Source organism: Alteribacter natronophilus, from assembly GCF_006007885.1.
In the GTDB taxonomy this organism is placed as follows: domain Bacteria; phylum Bacillota; class Bacilli; order Bacillales; family Salisediminibacteriaceae; genus Alteribacter; species Alteribacter natronophilus.
In genome coordinates, this window is record NZ_VCRO01000003.1 from 254,476 (window position 1) to 275,912 (window position 21,437).

A 21,437-nucleotide genomic window follows, 5' to 3' on the forward strand; every position below is an offset into this window, starting at 1 on the left:
CATTTCGGTTTGCTAAAATAAGTGCTGTCCCTTAATTTTGCACAATCAGGCTTTAAATTGCAATGCGGGAAGGAGCCCTTAGCAATGACATACGGCTGGCTTATAGCCAACAGCAGTCTTCAGACAGATAAATTTAATGATTATTCCCGGTGGTTTCAAAAAGCTGCCGCCCGAAAAGGAATTGAACTCGACCTCGTCTGGAACAGTGACCTCCAGGTGGCCTTTGACCGGTTTGGAAAAAGAGAATTCCGGCCTCCGGCGAACAGAGGAATACCTGATTTCATCCACTTCGCAGACAAGGATCTTCACCTTGGTGAACATCTCGAGGCAAACGGAATCCGCCTTTTTAACAGTACCCGGGCGATCGGGCTCTGTGATAACAAAGCCCGGATGCACGCAGCCCTCTCCGGTCACGGACTCCCGGTTCCAAAAACCGTGATTGCCCCTAAAGTGTACGATGGGTGCGAGCAGGGAAATCCTTATTTCCTGAAACAGGTCATCAGTCTTCTCGGTCTTCCTCTGATCGTCAAGGAAGCTTACGGATCGTTTGGCCGCCAGGTATTTAAGGCCGAAACTCCGGAAGAACTTGAGGCCATTGTCAGAGGGATCGGAAGCCGCGAAATGATTTTTCAGGAGATGATAACGGAAAGTACGGGAACCGATGTCCGCCTGAATGTTGTCGGTGATGAAGTGGTGGCATCCATGAAGCGGACGTCCGTCACTGATTTCCGCGCCAATGTGACCACAGGCGGTTCAGCCGAACCATGGGTTCCTTCGACCGAGGAAAAAGAACTGGCTGTCTCCGCTGCACGGGCTGCAGGTGCGGATTTCGCCGGGGTGGATCTGCTGTTCGGCCGTGACGGACCTGTTCTCTGTGAAATCAATTCGAATCCCCACATCAGAAGTATTTACGAGTGTACAGGTGTGGACGTAGCTCCTTATATGATCGATTACATTCTGAATGCCATCTGACAGCGCTCAGCTCAAAAATTAACGCCCCAGCCAATCCGGCTGGGGCGTTTTACGTGAGAAACCTCTCATATACTTTTTAATTTTTCAGCTCTGCAATACGTGCATCCACTTTTTCGCGCTGATCAAGGTAGTCTTTTTCCTTTTCCCGTTCAGCCTGGACAACGGCTTCAGGGGCTTTGGCTACAAAGCCTTCGTTGCCCAGCTTTTTCTGTACGCGCATAACTTCCTGATCCAGTCGCTTTCTTTCTCCTTCAAGGCGTTCGATTTCCGCATCGAGGTCGAGAAGGCCTGCAAGCGGCATATAGAGCTCGACGCCTGACAGCACGCTGGACATGGATTTTTCAGGAGCAGTAAGATCCGCTCCCATCTTCAGATCACTTGGGCGGCAGAAGCGCTCGATATACTCTTCACCGCGTTCAAGCTGGGCGAGAATGTCCCCGCTGTCGGCTTTGATCTGAAGCTCCACTTCCTTACTCATCGGTACGTTCAGCTCCGCTCGGGTGTTACGGACAGAACGAATGATGCTCTGAAGCAGTTCCATATCCTTAACAGCCAGGCTGTTCATCAGCTTCTCGTCTTTAACCGGCCATTCTGCAACGGTGATGGATTCACCCTGGTGCGGAAGGTGCTGCCAGATTTCCTCTGTAATAAACGGCATGAACGGGTGAAGCAGACGGAGTGTCCGGTCGAGTACATAGGCAAGTACCGAGCGGGTTGTGTGCTTCGCTTCCTCGTCGTCTCCGTTTAATGGCAGTTTTGCCATTTCAATGTACCAGTCGCAGAAATCATCCCAGATGAAGTTGTAAAGGGAGCGGCCCACTTCACCGAACTCGTAAGCATCAATGTATTTAGTTACATGCTCCGCGGTTTCCTGGAGGCGGGTCAGGATCCATTCGTCTGCGATGGACTTTTTGCCGCTCAGATCGATGTCCTCGTACTTAAGGCCGTCCATATTCATGAGAGCAAAGCGGGAAGCGTTCCAGATTTTGTTTCCAAAATTCCAGTTTGCTTCGACTTTTTCCCAGTAGAAACGGAGGTCCTGACCAGGTGAACTTCCAGTGGAAAGGAAGAACCTGAGAGCATCGGCACCATACTTGTCGATCACATCCATCGGATCAACGCCGTTTCCGAGGGACTTACTCATCTTGCGGCCTTCTGCGTCGCGGACAAGCCCGTGAATGAGAACATCCTTAAACGGACGCTCACCGGTAAACTGCAGACCCTGGAAAATCATCCGGGCAACCCAGAAATAGATGATGTCATAACCGGTCACAAGTACATCGGTGGAGTAGTAGCGCTTAAAGTCCGGTGCTTCCTCATCCGGCCAGCCCATCGTGGAGAACGGCCAGAGTGCGGATGAGAACCACGTATCAAGAACGTCTTCGTCCTGCTCCCAGTTTTCAATATCCTCAGGCGCCGTGCGGCCAACATAAAGCTCTCCTGTTTCCTTATGGAACCATGCCGGAATCCGGTGACCCCACCAGAGCTGGCGGCTGATACACCAGTCACGGATGTTCTCGATCCAGTGCATATACGTTTTTTCAAAACGGTCCGGCACGAAGTCAACTTTGCCTTCACCTTTCTGAAGTTCGATAGCCTGTTTTGCCAGAGGTCCCATTTTAACGAACCACTGGGTGGAAAGGTACGGCTCGACAACTGCGCCGCTTCGCTCGGAGTGACCAACAGAGTGCATGTGATCTTCGATTTTAAAGAGAACGCCTTCGTCCTGCAGGTCCTTAACGATCTGCTTTCGGCACTCAAACCGGTCCATACCCTGGTATTTACCGGCATTTTCGTTCATTACCCCGCCTTCGTCCATAACGAGAACGCGTTCAAGGTCGTGACGGTTGCCGATTTCAAAGTCATTCGGGTCATGTGCAGGGGTAATCTTTACGGCACCGGATCCGAACTCCATGTCCACGTAGTCATCTGCTACGATTTCGATCTCACGGCCGACGATCGGAAGTTTTACTTTTTTCCCGATGAGGTCCTGGTAGCGCTCGTCTTTCGGATGAACGGCAACCGCCGTATCCCCGAGCATCGTCTCCGGACGTGTTGTCGCTACTTCAATGTGGCCACTTCCGTCTGCAAGGGGATACCTCATATGGTAGAAACCGCCCTGGACGTCCTTATAGATAACCTCGATATCAGACAGCGCTGTTTTCGTCTGGGGATCCCAGTTGATGATATACTCCCCACGGTAGATGAGCCCTTCCTCGTAAAGACGGACGAACACTTCCCGCACTGCATCGCTCAGTCCCTCATCCAGGGTAAAACGCTCGCGGGAGTAATCAAGGCTCAGGCCCAGTTTGGACCACTGCTGGCGGATAAAGTCCGCATATTCCTCTTTCCATTCCCAGGACTTTTCAAGGAATTTTTCTCTTCCTAGTTCATGGCGGGAAACACCTTCCTCACGAAGCTTCCCTTCCACCTTTGCCTGGGTGGCAATGCCCGCATGGTCCATTCCCGGGAGCCATAGTGCGTCATAGCCCTGCATACGTTTTGTGCGGATGAGAATGTCCTGGAGAGTCGTATCCCACGCATGGCCAAGGTGGAGACGTCCGGTTACGTTCGGCGGCGGAATGACGATCGTATAGGGCTTCTTATTTTCGTCACCGGTTGCCTCAAAGAATTTGCCGTTTACCCAGTACGGATACCATTTGGCTTCGGTTGCCTGCGGATCGTACTTCGGCGGCATTGAAATTTCATTGCTCATGTTTATTTTCCTCCTTATTATAAATGGGTTTTCTATGTCTGCAGGCGGGTTCCTGAAACACAAAAAAGCCCTCTTCCGTCAAAGGACGAAGAGAGCATTGCTTCTCGCGGTACCACCTTTGTTTACACCGGTTCCGTTCAGACCAATAGACTGCGGCGGATTGCGGTGTACACTCGTGTGACCATAACGGGGTCTGCCGGTCCGGACTACTGGCACTGACTGGGCACCTGTTTACCAGGGCCTGACGGTGCGTTCGCACGGACAACTCCGGGGCGACGTTCCATCCCTACATCCAAGAAAACCTTTCAGCAGTGCGGTTTTCCTCTCTGGTGGGTTCACGATGTACTCTTCCCCATCACGGTTAAACTATGTTGACTATCGTTATTTTACTCAAAGATCCTCCAAGTTGCAATAGGCACAGGGGTAAACTTTATAAACATCTTGCCCTGTGCTCCACTGTTTTAAACCTCTCCTGTCCCGCGCCACACAAAAACGCCCGCATCGGCATAGAATGGGAGTAAAATCTGTACAGGGAGGCCCCGCGCCGTGACCAGACGATTCAGTAAAAACCGGCTGCCTTTATGGGGGCGGCGGATTATCGACGCTTTTTACCAGTGTCTGCTTCCAATTATCTTTTTCCAGCTCATCCGCACTCTTCTGTTTCCGAGTACATTCGATGTGATTCTCCTTGCTACACTGGCGGTCCTTTATTTCTCAACCGCCTACGGCTGGTTTAACTGAACCGGTGCGCCCAGGCATTACGGCTGAGCGTACCGCTTTTTTATTTAGTTAGATGACGCGGCAGACGGACGCTTTCCGCGGGAGCCTCCGTCTTTCGCTCCCTAAGAGCACACAGCAAAAGGGCCGGAACCAGCGCGGCTCCGTGCCCTTTTGATTATATGAAGTTTTACTCGTGCGGTTCCTGAAAGAGGGTATTCATAAGCCGGTTTGTGCGGTTCAGTGAGAGAATCCGCCGCTCCAGGTGAGTGACGAGCTGGAGCTGGGTTTTTTCACGCTGTTCGTTTCTGTAAAGGTCCACGCTGTGAAAGACACTTTCGGGAAACGCCAGGTAGCTCATAAGCAGATGCCGCTCTTCATCAAACAGGGAAAAATGGCGCTCATAGGTGCCAAGCCAGTGTATGCCCTCTGCCGTATCCCAGGGCTGGCTCTGAAAATAATGACGGAATAAAATAGCCAGTTCTCTTGCAGGTGTATCAAGTACGGCCCGCTCAAAATTAAGAAAATAACCGGAGCCGTACTGATCAAACAGGACGTGGCTTTTATTCAGGCGTCCGTGACAGAGAACGCTCCGGAACGCTTTTTTCTCCTTGCACATCTCCACCCATGATTCCAGGTGCTCTTCCGCAGCTTCTGCCATCTGCGTCATCCGGTGGAAATGGGTCAGAAACGTGAGCTCAAATGGCGACATATACATACGCGATTCCGCCTGGTCCGCAAAACGTTCCATCTCCAGCTTTCTGTGATCCCAGCGCCTTTTTAATGAGTCAAAAGAAGCCTGGATCGTTTCCTCGGAGTAGTCCTGGTTTTTTTCTGTCAGACCGTGGAGTTTTGCCGTCTCCTCCAGAATGACGTCTTCTTTGCTGACGGGATGCTGGAATCGTTCGTGTGCTTCGTACCAGGGCATCAGATAGTACGTATCATTGCCTCTTCGTACGAGAAAATCACCGTACTTTGTCTGGATCACAGGGACCACGTAATGAAAGCCGATCCGGTCCAGCCGCCGCATGACGTGAATAAACCAGTCGCCTTCCTCCCGGGAAAGCTGTGTTTTTTTAAGAGCGAAGGTGCCTCTGGACGTATGGATCTTACTCACCTTGCCAAAGCTTTCCACCCGCTCCGGATAAAGATCATAGTGAAACAGTACTGAGCCGAGGTGATCGTAGGTTTTCGTTGTCAATTAGCCACCTTCTCTCTCTTCCCGTCCACCCACTCACTGAAAGCAAGCACAAATGACCGGGACTGTTCCCATTCTTTATACATCTCTTCCAGCAGAAGATAAGCCTTTTCCGGATTCTTGGCTCCTGCTTTTTCTATCTTATCTGCAGTCCGGATAAACTCCCACGGTACGAGTGCTTCCCTGAGAATCTCCAGATAGTGCTCCTCACTAAGCACTTCAAAACTGTCGATTTCATCCAGAAAAACAATCAGTCCCTTTTTACCGGCAGCACCGCTGTATTCCTTCAGGAAGCCGGCCATTGAGCGGAAGCCTTTTTCCGGTTCCCTTCCCGAGAATGTCCAGAAAAGCTGGCCGTACACCTCCCTGCCCTGTGCGAGTCCGGTAAACGGATCCATCACAGGCAGATCCTCTTCTGCCATCGCCGGAAGGGTTTCAGCTTTCCCAAGTCTCGCCACTGCTTCGGTGAGTGTTTTTTTAATAATGGACATCACCACCGGATCCGTGTCGGATGGCAGTTTTTTCACTGCATCCAGGAGGCACTTCTCCGTCATCACCGGTCTTTTTGCATCCGTTCCCTTCATCTTCATGCCCACAGCAGCCGCTCCCGCCACCAGCGCTGCGGCGTCACGTTCACGATTTTCATATGAAAAAAGGGAAGTGACCTCATCATGCAAGGTCAGCCACCCCTTTGTATCAAGCAGCGCCATGTCTCCGTCTGCAGTCCTGATCATCCGGTTAATCAGACAGAGGCCACGATTGTCAACCGACTCCCGCCACTGGATATGCCAGTTCATCAGCTGGGTGTTTGCCCACCGCCGGACGACTTTAATTCCTCTTTCTGTGTTCAGTTTCTCCCCCGGTACAATCCAGTCCCCTTTGGTAAAGCCGTATGCAGCTTTAAGATGTTCAAGTTCTCCCATAGCTCTTCTCCTCCTAGGATGAGGCCGAAGATGTCTTTCGTGTTGGAATATACAGGATCTGGCCTTCCTCCACCCGTTCTTCATTCAGATTATTCGTTCGCATCAGGTGGCTGACCTGGAGTTTGTAGCGGTTTGCGATTGTTTCTATCGATTCACCAGCCTGAACAATACACATGCGCAGACGTGAAAACTCTTCGCCTTCATCGTTATTAGCCAGCACCTTCGTTAAATACAGGGCATTTTCATCGCGGGGCTGTTCCTCTGCAGGCTCTTCATACTCCTCGTATTCCTCTTCTTCCTCCTGTCCGAAGGTTTCCTCCTCATACCTCATGGCATAAAGATCTTCGGCAGGTTCTTCCTCTTCCTCACTGGAAGCCTGATCATATGCGTGTGGCTGTTCATTTCCGCTGACCGCAGAGAGAGGTTCCTGCTGCTCTTCCTGCTGCTCATAAGAAGGAGACTGCCACGCCTGTTTTTCGCTGGTCCCGTTACTGATCTTCTGCTCTTCCGCTGCAGGTTCGCTTCTCACGGCAGGTTCCACCTCTTCGGCTTCCTGTTGTGGAGGCTGCTGCCATTCCGGCGGGCGGAAGCCTTCAAAATGGAACGTACGATCACCGTCCAGGTCATCCTCGGTCACAACTTTTTCAACGTACTCTTCCTCTTCCTCTTCCTCTTCGTCTCTGTTTTCCTCGCTGTCTTCATTGGCAGGGGCGTTAAATTCTCCGCGCATACCGGTAATAGCGAGGTCGGCCTGCAGTTCAATGCAGCCGTTCCCGGGCAGGTCGTAATCGAATGATTCCACGTTCACATACACTTCATCCAGGTTACTGATTCGGCTCCTCGGAATCGTGACATCAATCGGAAACGGATGCCTGATTTCCCCGTGTCCTTCTTCTGAAATCCGTACTTCATCGATAGAACGGAACGATACCTGCTCGGACAGACTCGCATTGCGCTGCTGCTGAGTTGCATCCACTTCCTTACCCGGACGGTACTCTCCGGTTAAAACAAGGTTGCCTTTCACCGTTACGTGCTCTTCTGCCTCTTCAATCGCAATCTCCGGTTCAAGCTCCAGTGACATCACACTGTCAATCTCCTGCCCCCGATTCAGCCAAACTGCTTCCTGAATGGAAAACGATAAGGTTGACGCCTGTTCATTAGCCACACGCTTCTCCTCCTTTTATCAAAAGAACATCACTTTCCGCTCTGATTCTCAGATGCAAATCTTTGTCCTACATGAATGTAAAAACCGCCATTCATACAGTACACATTTATGAGCAGGCAGGCCGGATTATGACTGGAAGAGGAAGTTTGATGGCAGAAGTACGCTTTGCAGGTGAAATGGATCGGAAATTATAGTTTAGTTAAGTGCATGCTGCGGTCTGGGGTGACTCATTCTGTGTTCTCAGCGATTGTTTCAGCTTTAAGGTGGTTAGTTATGTGTTTGGAGCGATTAAATGCGGCTTTAGGGTGATTAGTTCCCTGGACGGTGATATAGTTCGGTTTCTTTCATTAAAGCTGTATTCGGATAGATTGTTGTTTTATTGCGCTGCAGGCGGATGCTTTCCGCGGGCATCGCTTCAGCCGACAGAGTAGTTATCGTGCTTCTTCCTCTGCCCGAAACGCTCCGAAGCGTCTGTGTCGAAGCAGCTCGAAGTGAACTCACGATGTAAACGCTCGTCCCTGATGCTTTTCCCGCTGGAGTCACCGCCTTTCGCTCCATTAATAATGTGACCAATAGCAACAATCTATACGAACACAGCCTTCATTAAAAAAGTCCGGTAAAGAAGAATCCCTTTACCGGACTTTAACACGTTTATGATTTACTGTTCTTCGCGGATACGGGCAAAGGCTTTCCCGGCTGCCTCCACTGTGCGGTCGATATCTTCATCCGTATGCTTTGTGGAGAGGAACATACCCTCGAACTGGGATGGAGCAATGGAAACTCCCTCTTCAAGCATGTAGCGGAAATACTTTGCAAACATATTGAGATCCGACTGTGCAGCCTGATCGTAATTTTTCACCGGTCCGTCGTTGAAGAAGAAGCCGACCATTGATCCTGCACGGGTAATGGAGCACGGAATATCGTGCTTTTCAGCCGCTGCTTTAATACCGTCTTCAAGACGTTTACCCAGGCGGTCAAACTCCTCGTAATCCGATTCTGTCAGCTGGACGAGCGTTTCATAACCGGCTGTCATGGCGAGAGGGTTACCGGAAAGAGTGCCTGCCTGGTAAATCGGCCCTGCAGGAGCGATCTGCTCCATGATTTCCCGTTTGCCGCCGTAGGCACCAACTGGAAGTCCGCCGCCGATTACTTTCCCAAGACAGGTCAGATCAGGCGTCACACCGAGTTCACCCTGGGCACAGTTATACCCCACCCGGAAGCCGGTCATAACCTCGTCAAAAATCATAAGCGATCCGTGGTCGTGAGTAATCTCGCGTACTGCTTCAAGATAGCCTTCTTCCGGACGGACAACGCCCATATTACCGGCGACCGGCTCAAGAATCACGGCAGCGATATCATCGCCGAATTCGTCAAACGCAAGCTTCAGACTTTCAACATCGTTATAAGGGACGGTAAGGGTGTTCACAGCAACCGACTCCGGAACACCTGGGCTGTCCGGAAGGCCGAGAGTGGCTACACCGGAACCTGCTTTAATGAGGAGCGAGTCACCGTGGCCGTGATAGCAGCCTTCGAATTTAACAATCTTGTTGCGCACTGTGTAACCCCTGGCAAGACGCAGGGCACTCATCGTGGCTTCAGTCCCTGAGTTGACCATCCGCACAACTTCGATGGAAGGAACGCGGTCGATGACCAGCTCGGCAAGCTTCGTTTCAATCTCTGCGGGTGCCCCGAAGCTTGTTCCTTTTTCCGTAATGTCCTTAAGGGAGCTGACAACGCGGTCGTCAGCATGGCCAAGCACGAGCGGGCCCCATGACATAACGTAATCGATGTACTCGTTGCCGTCGATGTCCCAGATGTGTGACCCTTTTCCCTTTTCCATGAAAACAGGCTCCATGTTTACGGACTTGAATGCCCGTACCGGACTGTTTACGCCGCCGGGCATCACTTTCTTCGCTTGTTCAAATGCTGCTTTCGATTTTTCAAAGTTCATTTGATCGGCCTCCTTTAGCTTATCCGTTCAGCCAGCGGACAGCGTCCTTGGCATGGTACGTGAGAATCATATCTGCTCCTGCCCGCTTCATACTCGTCAGCTTTTCGAGCACGACTGCTTTTTCATCGACCCAGCCGTTCTGTGCGGCAGCTTTCACCATGGAATATTCCCCGCTTACGTTGTAGGCAACCACCGGATACGGATGGCGGTCACGCACTTCCCGGATCACGTCAAGATAGGACAGGGCCGGCTTGACGATGAGAAAGTCTGCGCCCTCCTCTACATCCGAATCTGCTTCGCGGAGTGCTTCCAGACGGTTTGCCGGATCCATCTGATACGTTTTTCTGTCTCCGGATTTCGGGGAGCTGTGGGCAGCATCCCGGAACGGACCGTAAAAAGCAGATGCATATTTCACTGCATAGCTCATGATCGGAATGTTCGTAAACCCGGCCTCATCCAGCCCTTCACGAATTGCCGCAACGAATCCGTCCATCATGTTTGAAGGTGCGATAATATCGGCACCAGCTTCAGCCTGGGAGACAGCTGTACGTGCAAGAAGCGTCAGGCTGTCGTCGTTTACGATTTCACCGTTTTCCACTACCCCGCAGTGACCGTGATCGGTAAACTGGCAAAGACATGTATCTGCAATGACCGTCATATCCGGATAGCGCTCTTTAATCCGGCGGATACCCTGCTGGACAATGCCGTTCGGATCATAGGCGGAGGAACCCACCTCATCCTTGTCTGCCGGCACTCCGAACAAAATCATCGTTTCAATACCAAGCTCAGCCACTTCGTCCACTTCCTCGTCCAGGCGGTCAAGAGACCACTGGTAAACCCCGGGCATGGACGGGACTTCCGTTTTAATATTCTCTCCCTCTTTTACAAAAACAGGGTAAATAAAGTCAGATGTATGTAGATGTGTTTCTCTGACACTGCTGCGGATCCCCGCAGTTCTGCGCAGACGGCGGTGCCGTCTGAATGAGGCGTTAGTCATGTCGTTCTCCTCCTTAAATTTCTGCTCATGGCTGTTACAGCCGGACCAATGACGCCACAGGATTTTACCTGTACAGCTCCCTTGTAATGGCTTCAATAAGCCCTTCCGCTGTGTAGGTGCCGGCCATTAGAAAGTCGGAAATCCCGGCCTTCTTAAGAGCAGCTCCTGTAACGGGTCCGATGGCGGCAATCCGGGATGCCCTCCAGATCTGCTCTTTTTCACAGGCCGTTAATGGCCCGAAAAAAGCACGTACCGCTGAAGGACTGAAAAAAGGCAGTACGTCCAGCCGCCCTTCTTTCACCGTTTCAGCAAGACGGCGCGCGCCTTCCGGATCCGGCACGGTGTCATAGACGACAGGATCCTCCACAATAAAGCCGTGGGCAGACAGAGTATTTTTCAGGACGGGCCGGGCAATCCGGCTTCGCGGATAGAGAACACGGCTCCCGCCGGGAAGCTCCTGAACCAGCTCTGCGGCCAGGTGCTCGGCGTCAAAGGCCGCCGGCATATAGGTAACCGTCAGGCCCCTGGCATTCAGGTACCTTTCGGTCTTCGTCCCTACACAGGCGAGACGCACGCCTCTGATCAGACTCTCGTCGACTCCTGCTTCCTCCATGGCCTTCAATGTAAAATAAACAGCGTTCGTGCTTGTGAAGACGACCGTATCGTAAGCCGGAAGACGCAGAAGCATGCCTTTAAGCTTCTCCGCACTCTCACTCTCACCAGCCCTGATTTTAATCAGCGGAACTTCAAGAGATGATCCTCCGCTTTTCCTGATCAGTTCAGTAAAGGGGGCTGCCTGGTGCTCTGCTCTTGTGTTGGCAATCGCAGCCCCTTTGAGCTTTCCTTCCACTTAAAGGTCGAGCTCCTCTTTTACCTGATCGAGCACTTCCTTAGCTCCCTCACCAAGCAGAACAGACGCGACACTTTCACCCACAGCTGCCGGATCCTCTCCCGCTTCGGTGCGTTTAAACACCTGCTTTCCATCAGGTGAAGCGACAAGGGCCGTCAGTTGAACACGTCCATCATCCAGCAGTTTCGCATGCCCTGCAATCGGAACCTGACAGCCTCCTTCCACCTTATGAAGAAAAGCGCGTTCCGCAGCTGTGGTCCGTTCTGTCACTTTGTCGTTAATTTTCTTGAGGAGGTCGATCAGTTCGTGGTCATCTGCACGGCACTCAATGCCGAGAGCGCCCTGTCCCACTGCCGGAAGAGATACCTCAGGATCAAGAAATTCCGTGACGATATCCTCTGTCCAGCCGACACGCTCGAGCCCCGCAGCTGCCAGAATAATAGCATCAAAGTTCTCTTCACGGAGCTTTCTCAGACGGGTATCGATGTTCCCGCGGATCCACTGGATTTCAAGGTCCGGCCGTTCAGCAAGGACCTGGGCGGAACGGCGCAGACTGCTTGTACCTACAACCGAACCGGCAGGAAGCTCCTTCAGCGTCTTCCCGCTTTCGGAAATAAAAGCATCTCTCGGGTCCACACGTTTTGGTACCGAAGCAATTGTCAGCCCTTCTGTTTGCCCGGAAGGAAGGTCTTTCAGGCTGTGCACGCTCATGTCGATTTCCTTATCAAACATGGCTTTCTGAATCTCTTTAACAAAAAGGCCTTTTCCTCCGACTTTGGACAGTGTGACATCGAGGATTTTATCCCCTTTCGTCACAATTTCCTTAATTTCGAATTCAAAAGGCAGACCAAGCTTCTCCAGCTCGCTAATGACCCATTTCGTCTGGGTGATCGCCAGGTTGCTTCGTCTTGAACCGATAACTATTTTTCGCATAGAAACCTCCGCTTAGTCGTTAATTAGTTTAATACCACAAATGAAATTCCGAGAACGAACTCGAAAGAAAGTAATTAATCAGGAGGACAAGAAAGGCGGCCATGTTAAGAAGTGCCAGACTGTAACCCCGCTTTTTATTCACCACGTGCTCAAACAGGTACCATCCGTAAACCGCGATAACCACAAAACTGGACACAACTTTAAGATCAAACCAGGGGACGGTACCGAATTCAATCCATGCCCATATGACTCCGAGAATGAGACCGACAACCAGAAGAGGAAAACCCACCAGGGCGAAAACGTAGGAGAAGCGCTCAAGTTTAGCCAGATCGCCAATTCTGTACATCCGCTTTCCCCACTGCTTCCCTTTAAGCATAAAGTGCTGAAGCATGTACATAAAGGAGAACGCAAATGAAAGTGTGAAGGCGCCGTAGGAAAGAAGAATCACGCTCACATGAATGACAAGAAGCTCCATAACAAGCAGGTTCTGCAGCTGCTCAGGTGCATCCCCGGTAGGAGCGAACACGCTGATCGTCATGATGACAAAACCGACCACATTGACAAAGAAGATAAGAAAGTCCATTTTAAACAGACGGTTAATGATCAATGAAAATGTTACCAGTATCCACGCGTATAGAAAAAGCCCTTCAAAGATCGTCATCAAGGGCAGCCGGTTATATTCAAACATCCTGAGCACAAAGAAAAAGAACTGCAGGAACCAGACAATAGAAAGCAACCAGAAGGCAATCCGGTTCACCTTCTGGCTGGTCTGTATGAAATCAATAAAATACCCGAGTACACTTAAAAGATAAAGAACGATAATCAGAAGATAAAGAGCATTCAGCATAGCCCGTCTCCTGCAGTCATTACGACCGGGCCAGGGCCTTGACAGACTCTTTTAAACTCTGCCGGTCCGCCAGTTCCGCTTTGCGCTTCTGTATATTCCATTCACGTTCCGCTTTATTAATCTGAATCCGGGATTTCGGCATGTCGTTCTTCTCAAGCTCGTCTTCAATTCCGAACAGCTTGGTAACGAGGGCCAGTGATTCCTCGGCGTTCTCTTCTTCCGGCAGCTCCTTCACTGTCGTAATCGGGTCACGGAGGATCTGGTTAATGATGCTTTTCATGTGTTTGCGGATTACTTTCTTTTCCCGCTCTGTCAGGTCAAGCTTACGTTCAAGGCTTTCCATCGTATCCGCCTGTACGGAAAGGGCCTTTGTACGGAGAGCTGAAATAATCGGTACGACACCGAGCTGGTCGAGCCATTGACTGAACGCCACAAGCCCTTCTTCAATCATGAGCTCAATTTTTTCTGCTTCCTTCTGACGGACTTCGAGGTTGGCAGCCACAATTCCCTGAAGGTCATCAATATCGTAGAGATAGACGTTATCAATTTCCCCTGCTCCCGGGTCTATATCACGGGGAACCGCGATATCCACGAGGAAAAGCGGGCGGCCATTCCGCTTTTTCGTCAGAGCGGACATCCGCTCTCTTGTGAGCACATATTCAGTTGAACCGGTGGAACTGATCATAATATCCGCCGTTTCAAGAGCCTCGTCCATTTCGGACATGGCACGTGCTGCACCATTGAACTTGGCAGCAAGCTCCCGCCCTTTTTCCGCAGTCCGGTTCATGACAGTAATATCATTTACTCCACTTGCGTGAAGATGCTTCGCTGTAAGCTCACTCATCTTTCCGGCACCGAGTACAAGCACTTCCTTTTCACTGAATCCACCGAAAATCTTTTTACCGAGCTCCACCGCCGCGTAGCTGACACTTACGGCGTTTTCCCCGATGCTTGTCTCGGAGTGGGCACGCTTTGCCAGTGTCACAGCTTCCTTAAACAGCTGGTTGAACACTGTACCGGTTGTCCCTTCCGTCTGTGCCGTCTGGAAGCTGTTGCGGATCTGACCGAGAATCTGGGTTTCTCCCACAATCATGGAATCAAGCCCGCAGGTAACGCGGTAAAGATGTTCAACCGCACTTTCATCTTCACGGATCTGAAGGAACGGTGAAAAGTCTTCCTTCGGCATATTAAACCACTCAGAAAGAAACGCCTTCGTATAGTAACGCCCAGTGTGAAGCTGATCCACGACAGCATAAATCTCCGTGCGGTTGCACGTGGAAACAATCACACACTCAAGCATACTTTTGGAGTTTCTCAGTTTCGTTAATGCACCCTCAAGGTCGTTCTGAAAGGTAAATTTTTCTCGAATTTCGACCGGTGTTGTTTTATAATTTAAGCTGACAACAAGGATGTGCATTGTTTCACCCCCGAATATAACCTGGAACGCTGACTCAGCCAGGGCCCCTTATAGGATCTATATATAAATAAACACGTTTTTCCTGCTGCATACGACCATTTTACATACCTGAACCATTGTAACATGTCTGACCTTATGAATGAAAGGCAGTACCTGTACATACTGTCTACATTATAACATCCACAGGAACCAGGACAAAAACAAAGGTTTGAACAGACTGTGAAACTTTCCGGATACCGAATCAGATGATGGGTCGTCTGCCAGGTTCTTCTTCTGTTATCTTACCCTTCTGCTGTTTTTTTAACCTGACGGTTGTGGGATCAGGCTGGAAGCGGCGGGCCGGGAGCGTACAGGTCTGTATTTACCAGGAAAACAGAGAGGATGACCCTTTATGAAAAAACGTTCAAGACGCAATCTCGTTCCCGCCCTGATTCTTTTAGCGGTCGGTTCCTATTTCCTTGCCCAGCAGCTCGGTATGGATATTCCTTTTGCAGGCACGATCCTGTCGTGGCCTTCAGTTCTTGTGATTGCAGGACTGTTTTTTCTCAGTCAGGGATATTCGCAGCGTGAAGACGGCCAGGTTTTCACAGGAGCTGCCACACTTGGATTGGGGCTTTACTTTCACGCAGTTTATACATTTGACCTCTGGTCCATTCACTGGTCCCACTTTACACTGATTTTCGGAATTGCATTTCTTCTGAAGTACCGGTACAGCCGCCGTGACGGCTGGATTCCGGGGATTATTCTTATAGGGATCAGCCTTTTTTCACTTTTCTTTCAGGGATCTGTCAGGCTCATTCAGGAAACTTTAGGTGCAGCCTCCCAGTTCTGGCCCGTAATCCTGATTGGCCTTGGGCTCTACCTTCTTTTTTTGCGGAAAAAATAAAAACAGACAAAGAGGACCGCCTGGTGGCAGTCCTCTTTTTCACCTATTTATCTAAAGCACCTTGCTCAGAAATTCCTGAGTCCGTTTTTCTTTCGGGTTCTCGAACAGCTCTTTTGAATCACCTGTTTCCACTATCTGCCCATCGTGCATGTAAACAGTGCGGTCTGCCACTTCCCGGGCAAAGCCCATTTCGTGGGTGACAACGATCATGGTCATGCCTTCCTTTGCCAGCTGCTTCATCGTCTCGAGCACTTCTCCGACCAGTTCCGGATCCAGTGCTGATGTAGGCTCATCGAAAAGCATAATCTTCGGCTTCATGGCAAGCGCCCTGGCAATCGCCACCCGCTGCTTCTGACCTCCTGAAAGCTTGTTCGGGTAGACGTCGTACTTGTCCCCGAGCCCTACTTTGTCGAGAAGTTCCTTTCCTTCCTTAACAGCCTGAGCCCGGTCGATCTTCCGGACAATCATCGGGGCTTCCGTTACATTTTCCAGGACGGTTTTGTGAGGAAATAGATTAAAGTGCTGAAACACCATTCCCACCTGCTGACGGACTTCATTAATATTGTGGGTTTTCAGTTCAATCTGGTCCCCGTCAAACACGACCTTTCCGTCATTCTTTATTTCAAGGAAGTTGAGACAGCGGAGCAGGGTACTCTTTCCCGACCCGCTGGCACCAATCAGGCAGACAACTTCGTTTTCATAGACTTCAAGATCCACGTCTTTCAGTACGTGAAGATCACCAAACGACTTATTAAGCTTTTCTACTCGTATCATCTCTTTCATGGTCTTCTCCCCCTATCTGTCACTGACAGACAGCCTGCGCTCGACCATATTTACAATCCATGTAAGGATCATAACAAGGGCGAGGTAATAGACGGCTGCAATAATGTATGTTTCGAGTGTATTAAATGTTGCTGCGGCAATACCCTGTGTGAGCCTGAACAGCTCTGCGATCCCCACGAATGCCGCAAGTGAGGAGTCTTTGAGGGCAATGATGAACTGGTTGCCAAGAGGCGGTACAGCCCTGCGCAGAGCCTGGGGCATGATAATCCGCTTCATCGTCATACCTTTTGTCATTCCAAGGGAGCGTCCCGCTTCCATCTGCCCTTTGTCAATGGACTGAATGGCGCCCCTGAAGATTTCCGCAATATAGGCTGAGTTATGTACAGCAAGGGCAAAGGATGCCGCCCAGAACGCAGACAGCTGCACGACCCCGGTTAATCCGTAAAACAAGATAAAGATCTGTACAATCAGAGGTGTTCCCCTGATGACAGTAATGTAAATATCTGCAACCACCCGGGTTACGGGGTTTGCAAGCTTAAGAAGTGCAACAAAAACACCTATGACCGTTCCGATTACTACAGCGGCCACGGTGATCCGGATTGTCACCCACGCGGCTTCAAAAAAGAACGGATACGTACGAATCAGTTCGGAGAAAAACGTATTCAGATCAAAAACATTCGCTACTATCATTCTGTCACCTCGTTTTTAAGAGGGAAAAATGTGCACGAATCCGCGCACATTTTTCCGGAGTTTTATGATTTATTAATCTTCACCGATGTTTTCATCGAAGTAACGCTGATTGATTTCCTCGTACTTACCGCTCTCATGAAGAGCTTCAAGCGCTTCGTTGATTCCCTGCATGAGCTCATCTTCGTCGTGACGGAGGGCGATGGCCATTTCCTCCGTATCAATCAGGTCGCCCCGCAGCTCAATATCGAGCTCCTGGTCCTCAATATTGATGAGGCCTACGAGACGGTCGGTAACAACTGCATCGTGGCGGCCCTGGGACAGCGTCTGAAGAGCTACAACGTCAGAGTCGTACGTAACGGTGTTTTCAGTGTAGTCCTGAATCATCGTGTGATAAGTCGTTCCTTCGGCAACAGCCACTTCTGTATTCTCATCGATGTCCTCAAGTGACTGAATATCGCTGTCGGATCTGGCAAACACCTGTGCCCCGGAGTAGTAATACGGATCGGAGAAAGCTACATTTTCCTTTCGCTCCTCTGTAATACCCATACTTCCGATAATCGCATCGTAACGATTGTCGTTCAGTCCAAGGATGATGGAGTTCCACGTAATGCGGTGCGGTACACCTTCCAGACCGAGCTCCTCGGCAATTGCCATTCCGATGTCTACATCGAAACCTACTACATCTCCCGTCCCATCATCGTAACTGAATGGACGGTATTCTCCGGAAAGGGCAAATACGAACTTCCCATCCTCCAGGGTGTACTGGTCATAATCCGTATCGTCCCCCGGAGAGTCGGTATCGTCACCGTTTTCCCCGGCTGTTTCTCCGCCGTCATCAGCACCTGTATCTGCTTCGTCTTCCTCCCCTTCACCGCAGGCGGCAAGCACCATGGTCGCAGCAAGAGTTACTGGAACAAACCCTTTTAAGTACTTTTTCATGTTCATATCTCCCCTTAATTATGTTTTACCCCGGATTCCGGAGCATGTTTCTGTCTCTTAGGTTCAGAATTGAACTTTGCTTTATTATCATAGCAAAGCTCTGAATGGGCACACAAAACAGCAAATTCGTAATTTACTGTCAAATTAAAGCCTTGTGCGGTTATTTTTCCGGGTTATATGTAATTTCCATACACATCCTCTCCAATCCTTCCTGCACCGGATTAATTGTATAAAAGCTTCCATTTATATTGGATGTAAGTTTATTCCCGCTTTTTACACAGGATAAACTTCCGTTTACAAAAGCAAAGACACAGACATTTTGTCTGCGCCTTTGCTTTGCCTGTTCTCGGGTAATTTTCTGGAAGTATCTATATCGTGCGAAAGGCGGAGACTCCAGTGGGAAGAGCAGGATCAAAAGACCCCGCAGGGTGGGGGTTCCCGAGGAGGCTGAGGTGTTGCCCACGGAAAGCATCGGTCTGTAGCGTAGAAAAACAACAATCTTTCCGAAAATAGCCTTCTGAAAAGAGATTGATTTTCTTTTAAATCGGTCGCCTGAACGGCCACCAGTTCTTATTACCAAAAAGACCGATCATAACCGGAATAAAGAGTGGCAGCATGATGACTGCGTACACGAGAAGTCCAGTCAGAACAAGAGTACCGATCTGCATCAGACTCAGCACCCCAGAAGGCATCATAGCTCCGAATGTACCGGCCAGAATCACAGCAGCCGAGAGCACAACTGTACCGATCTGCCGCATTGCGTGAAGAGCTGCCTCCCTGATATTTTCATGCGTGCGCACATCTTCCGTAAACCTGGTCATCAGAAAAATAGAGTAATCCACCCCGAGGGCCATGAGCATGATAAAGCCGAAAAACGGCACAGCCCATGTAATTCCCGGGTAACCGAGCAGAGTGACAAAAACAAACTCCGTAAACGAGATCGATACGATATAGGTCATTACAAGAGACACAAGAATATAGAGAGGCATCACGAGCGACCTCAGCAGTACAACAAGGACGATAAAAATTCCGGCCAGCATTACAAGGGCAGTTCTGAGAAAGTCGTCATTAGAGATTGTCTGCAGATCCAGATTGACGCTCGACAGTCCCCCTACGGCAATAGGGGCATCCTCCAGAGGTGTCCCTTTAAGAGCCAGGGCAGCACGTTCTTCAATCACCGCCGAAGTTTCCATCGCTTCGTTGCTGTAAGGATTAACCGAAAAGATAACATCGATCGTGGTCACTAAACGGTTCGGTGTCGTATAGGCCTCCCATACTCCATCCAGCTCCTCAGCAGCAGCTTCCGCCGGTACAAAGAACCCCTGAAGCGGGTGTGCCTGCTGAGCGGCAATTTCAGCAAGCAGATCCTCCACTTCCCCAAGGCCGTCTTCCAGTTCATTCATTGCTTCTACCGCTTCGTCCAGGCCATCCGCTACCTCCTCAAAGGCATTTTCTATTTCGGATAAAGACGCGGCAAGCTGCTCCTGACCTTCAGCAGCTTCCTCTGCACCTTCCGCCAGTTCTCCGGCTCCTGTACCGATGTCGTCCTGAGCTGCAGAAAGTCCGGTAAGACTTTGCGACAGCTCTGCCAGGCCTGATTCAATTTCCGCCAGACCTCCCTGAAGTTCCTCCACTCCACTCCCAGCTGGCAGCTGCTGAGCGAGTAAGTCCAGCTCCTCTGTCAGGACAGCCAGATTCTGCTCCAGCTCTCCTGCACCGGCAGCAGCTTCTTCTGTGCCTGCAGCTGTCTCTGAAATGCCGTCTTCTATTTCACGGGCCCCTTCGGCAAGCTGTCCGGTCCCTTCGGTAAGTTCATCCACGTCCCCGGCACCGTTTTCCTCCTCATTACGAAGTTCGTCTGCCAGTTCCTCCAGACCTTCCGCCAATTCGGTTAAACCATCTCTGATTTCATCCGTCCCGTCTGCCAGTTCACCGGCAAGGTACGGTACAGTAAATTCCTCAATCCTGCTTCCTTCGGGGCGCGTGGCACTTCTGACCTCCTGAACACCGTCAATTTTTCCAAGTTCATAGGTTACCAGTTCGATGTAGGGGAGCCACTCCTGACTGTTCCATGGCTCGTCATGTTCAATGACCACCGTTGCCGGAAACATCTCCCCGTCTCCAAAACGGTCAGCAGTGACGTGAAACGCCTGCACGGACTCGAAATCATCACCAATTTCGTCGAGTGAATTAAAGGAGGTCGCATTGTCATACGTGAGGACAGATGGAATCATAATTGCAGCAAGAATGAGTACTGTCCAGCCCGGTCTGTAAAGGGAAAAACGCCCAAAAGCTCCCCAGGTCCGGCTCGGTTTAACCTGAAGTCCCGACCGTGACGGCCAGTAAAGCTTTTCACCGAGAAGCATCATGGCTGCCGGCACCCATACCCAAATCGCTGCAGTAAGTACAACAATTCCGATGCTCACGCCCATTGCCGAACGGTAGAGGTCAAACTGGGCAAAACCAATGGCAAAAAAACCGATAAAACCGGTCAGGGCACTTGATGCCACGGTCGGCCCGACAGCTTTAAAAGTCCGCCTCATTGCTTCGGTACGGTCCTCAGCCTGGATGAGCTCCTCCTTAAAACGGTTCAGAAGCAGAATACAGTAGTCGGTTCCGATTCCGAAAAGAACAGCCACGATAAAAATCTGAGTGAAGTTTGAAACCGGAAAATGGAAGTACTCAGCCATGTAAGAAACAATCCCGACACTCACCGCATACGACGCCCCGACGGTTACAAGTGGAACGAGCGGCGCAGCCAGAGATCGGAATACAATAAGAAGAATCACGAGCACGAAAATGACTGTTATGATTTCAGTTGTTGCAAGCCCTTCTTCCGAACTGATAATCACGTCATCTTCAATGACAGATGAGCCTGATATTAGGACAGGTACTGTCTCTGTCTGAAGTGCATCATCCAGATCGTCTCTCACGGAGGCAGTATCACTGAACAGCATATCCATACGGACAAACGCAATTGCTGTCGTCTCGTCATCACTGATCAGGAGCTCGCGATTTTGCTCTGAATCAAATGGAGTCACCACTTCTTCAACCGGAAAGCCGCCAATTTCGCTGCCTATACCGTTGAGCACTTCCTCAATATCTTCAAGTTCAGTATTTGTTAACGGATCGTCACTATGGTAAACAGCAAGCACTGTCTCCCCGGAAGCACCTTCATTGTCAGCCAGGATCTCATCGGCCAGCTGGGAAGGATATCCTTCCGGTACACCCGCCTGCCCCCGTTCACGCACAAGTTCATCCAGATCCGGTGAATAGATAAATAACAGTACGGCCCCTGCAACCCAGATAACCGGGAGCAGATATATCCAGCGTAATGACAACGTACAGGTCCCCTTTCACCGTTTCCGTTTATTGAAGTTAAATTCTGTAAAACCTAATGTAATCTTAATGCTGAGGATTAACTTTTACAAGCGGTTTGCGTGTCTGGGGGGC

General features: G+C 50.4%; 17 protein-coding genes and 1 other annotated feature. Of the genes, 3 read left to right on the forward strand and 14 right to left on the reverse strand.

Going from position 1 to position 21,437, the window contains the following annotated elements; all coding sequences use genetic code 11:
- The first annotated feature begins 84 nt into the window (after window positions 1–84).
- Window positions 85–972, forward strand: a complete 888-nt coding sequence (locus FGB90_RS11255) for an ATP-grasp domain-containing protein (protein WP_138810939.1) — start codon at window positions 85–87, stop codon at window positions 970–972.
- Between the two features lie 76 nt (window positions 973–1,048).
- Here FGB90_RS11255 and FGB90_RS11260 read toward each other — a convergent pair whose 3' ends face one another.
- Window positions 1,049–3,688, reverse strand: coding sequence for a valine--tRNA ligase (locus FGB90_RS11260; protein ID WP_138810940.1), 2,640 nt, complete (start codon window positions 3,686–3,688; stop codon window positions 1,049–1,051).
- 78 nt (window positions 3,689–3,766) lie between these two features.
- Window positions 3,767–4,056: a binding site (T-box leader), on the reverse strand.
- Window positions 4,057–4,234: 178 nt separating this feature from the next.
- Here FGB90_RS11260 and FGB90_RS11265 point away from each other — a divergent pair.
- Complete coding sequence (locus FGB90_RS11265; RefSeq protein WP_138810941.1) at window positions 4,235–4,429, forward strand: YszA family small membrane protein; 195 nt, start codon at window positions 4,235–4,237, stop codon at window positions 4,427–4,429.
- 166 nt (window positions 4,430–4,595) lie between these two features.
- On the opposite strand, the gene ysxE is transcribed toward FGB90_RS11265, so the two are convergent.
- The 9 genes from ysxE to hemA form a co-directional block, all read right to left on the reverse strand.
- Window positions 4,596–5,606 carry a spore coat protein YsxE gene (gene ysxE / locus FGB90_RS11270; RefSeq protein WP_138810942.1) on the reverse strand — a complete coding sequence of 337 codons (1,011 nt, stop codon included), beginning with the start codon at window positions 5,604–5,606 and terminating at the stop codon, window positions 4,596–4,598.
- Complete coding sequence (locus FGB90_RS11275) at window positions 5,603–6,526, reverse strand: hypothetical protein (protein WP_138810943.1); 924 nt, start codon at window positions 6,524–6,526, stop codon at window positions 5,603–5,605. Before FGB90_RS11275 ends, ysxE begins: the two co-directional genes overlap by 4 nt.
- 13 nt (window positions 6,527–6,539) lie before the next feature.
- The gene (gene spoVID, locus FGB90_RS11280; protein WP_138810944.1) at window positions 6,540–7,691 is read right to left on the reverse strand and encodes a stage VI sporulation protein D; all 1,152 of its coding nucleotides are present in this window, start codon (window positions 7,689–7,691) and stop codon (window positions 6,540–6,542) included.
- Between the two features lie 658 nt (window positions 7,692–8,349).
- A complete protein-coding gene (gene hemL, locus FGB90_RS11285) occupies window positions 8,350–9,642 on the reverse strand; it encodes a glutamate-1-semialdehyde 2,1-aminomutase (RefSeq protein ID WP_138810945.1) in 1,293 nt (430 codons plus the stop codon).
- A gap of 19 nt (window positions 9,643–9,661) precedes the next feature.
- Entirely contained in the window at window positions 9,662–10,639 is a 978-nt protein-coding gene (gene hemB / locus FGB90_RS11290; RefSeq protein ID WP_138810946.1) for a porphobilinogen synthase, read from the reverse strand.
- Window positions 10,640–10,703: 64 nt separating this feature from the next.
- Window positions 10,704–11,489, reverse strand: coding sequence for a uroporphyrinogen-III synthase (locus tag FGB90_RS11295; RefSeq protein ID WP_138810947.1), 786 nt, complete (start codon window positions 11,487–11,489; stop codon window positions 10,704–10,706).
- The gene (gene hemC, locus FGB90_RS11300; RefSeq protein WP_138810948.1) at window positions 11,490–12,422 is read right to left on the reverse strand and encodes a hydroxymethylbilane synthase; all 933 of its coding nucleotides are present in this window, start codon (window positions 12,420–12,422) and stop codon (window positions 11,490–11,492) included.
- A gap of 28 nt (window positions 12,423–12,450) precedes the next feature.
- A complete protein-coding gene (locus FGB90_RS11305) occupies window positions 12,451–13,269 on the reverse strand; it encodes a cytochrome C assembly family protein (RefSeq protein WP_138810949.1) in 819 nt (272 codons plus the stop codon).
- Window positions 13,270–13,288: 19 nt separating this feature from the next.
- Window positions 13,289–14,686 (reverse strand): glutamyl-tRNA reductase, encoded by a 1,398-nt coding sequence (gene hemA, locus FGB90_RS11310; protein WP_138810950.1) that lies wholly within the window; start codon window positions 14,684–14,686, stop codon window positions 13,289–13,291.
- 391 nt (window positions 14,687–15,077) lie between these two features.
- On the opposite strand from hemA, the gene FGB90_RS11315 reads away from it, so the two are divergent.
- Window positions 15,078–15,572 (forward strand): LiaI-LiaF-like domain-containing protein, encoded by a 495-nt coding sequence (locus tag FGB90_RS11315; RefSeq protein ID WP_138810951.1) that lies wholly within the window; start codon window positions 15,078–15,080, stop codon window positions 15,570–15,572.
- Between the two features lie 51 nt (window positions 15,573–15,623).
- On the opposite strand, the gene FGB90_RS11320 is transcribed toward FGB90_RS11315, so the two are convergent.
- The 4 genes from FGB90_RS11320 to FGB90_RS11335 form a co-directional block, all read right to left on the reverse strand.
- Window positions 15,624–16,355 carry an amino acid ABC transporter ATP-binding protein gene (locus FGB90_RS11320; protein ID WP_281280045.1) on the reverse strand — a complete coding sequence of 244 codons (732 nt, stop codon included), beginning with the start codon at window positions 16,353–16,355 and terminating at the stop codon, window positions 15,624–15,626.
- A gap of 12 nt (window positions 16,356–16,367) precedes the next feature.
- The gene (locus tag FGB90_RS11325; RefSeq protein WP_138810952.1) at window positions 16,368–17,045 is read right to left on the reverse strand and encodes an amino acid ABC transporter permease; all 678 of its coding nucleotides are present in this window, start codon (window positions 17,043–17,045) and stop codon (window positions 16,368–16,370) included.
- A 72-nt stretch (window positions 17,046–17,117) separates the two neighbouring features.
- Window positions 17,118–17,984, reverse strand: a complete 867-nt coding sequence (locus FGB90_RS11330; RefSeq protein ID WP_138810953.1) for a transporter substrate-binding domain-containing protein — start codon at window positions 17,982–17,984, stop codon at window positions 17,118–17,120.
- Between the two features lie 539 nt (window positions 17,985–18,523).
- On the reverse strand, window positions 18,524–21,325 hold the full coding sequence (locus FGB90_RS11335; RefSeq protein ID WP_138810954.1) for an MMPL family transporter: 2,802 nt from the start codon (window positions 21,323–21,325) through the stop codon (window positions 18,524–18,526).
- Window positions 21,326–21,437: the final 112 nt, after the last annotated feature.

Bases quoted from the DNA above. Each gene is read 5' to 3' on its own strand.
- FGB90_RS11255 (WP_138810939.1), top strand. From the start codon at position 85: ATGACATACGGCTGGCTTATAGCCAACAGCAGTCTTCAGACAGATAAA.
- FGB90_RS11260 (WP_138810940.1), bottom strand. From the start codon at position 3,688: ATGAGCAATGAAATTTCAATGCCGCCGAAGTACGATCCGCAGGCAACC.
- FGB90_RS11275 (WP_138810943.1), bottom strand. From the start codon at position 6,526: ATGGGAGAACTTGAACATCTTAAAGCTGCATACGGCTTTACCAAAGGG.
- hemL (WP_138810945.1), bottom strand. From the start codon at position 9,642: ATGAACTTTGAAAAATCGAAAGCAGCATTTGAACAAGCGAAGAAAGTG.
- hemB (WP_138810946.1), bottom strand. From the start codon at position 10,639: ATGACTAACGCCTCATTCAGACGGCACCGCCGTCTGCGCAGAACTGCG.
- hemC (WP_138810948.1), bottom strand. From the start codon at position 12,422: ATGCGAAAAATAGTTATCGGTTCAAGACGAAGCAACCTGGCGATCACC.
- FGB90_RS11305 (WP_138810949.1), bottom strand. From the start codon at position 13,269: ATGCTGAATGCTCTTTATCTTCTGATTATCGTTCTTTATCTTTTAAGT.
- hemA (WP_138810950.1), bottom strand. From the start codon at position 14,686: ATGCACATCCTTGTTGTCAGCTTAAATTATAAAACAACACCGGTCGAA.
- FGB90_RS11315 (WP_138810951.1), top strand. From the start codon at position 15,078: ATGAAAAAACGTTCAAGACGCAATCTCGTTCCCGCCCTGATTCTTTTA.
- FGB90_RS11320 (WP_281280045.1), bottom strand. From the start codon at position 16,355: ATGAAAGAGATGATACGAGTAGAAAAGCTTAATAAGTCGTTTGGTGAT.
- FGB90_RS11325 (WP_138810952.1), bottom strand. From the start codon at position 17,045: ATGATAGTAGCGAATGTTTTTGATCTGAATACGTTTTTCTCCGAACTG.
- FGB90_RS11330 (WP_138810953.1), bottom strand. From the start codon at position 17,984: ATGAAAAAGTACTTAAAAGGGTTTGTTCCAGTAACTCTTGCTGCGACC.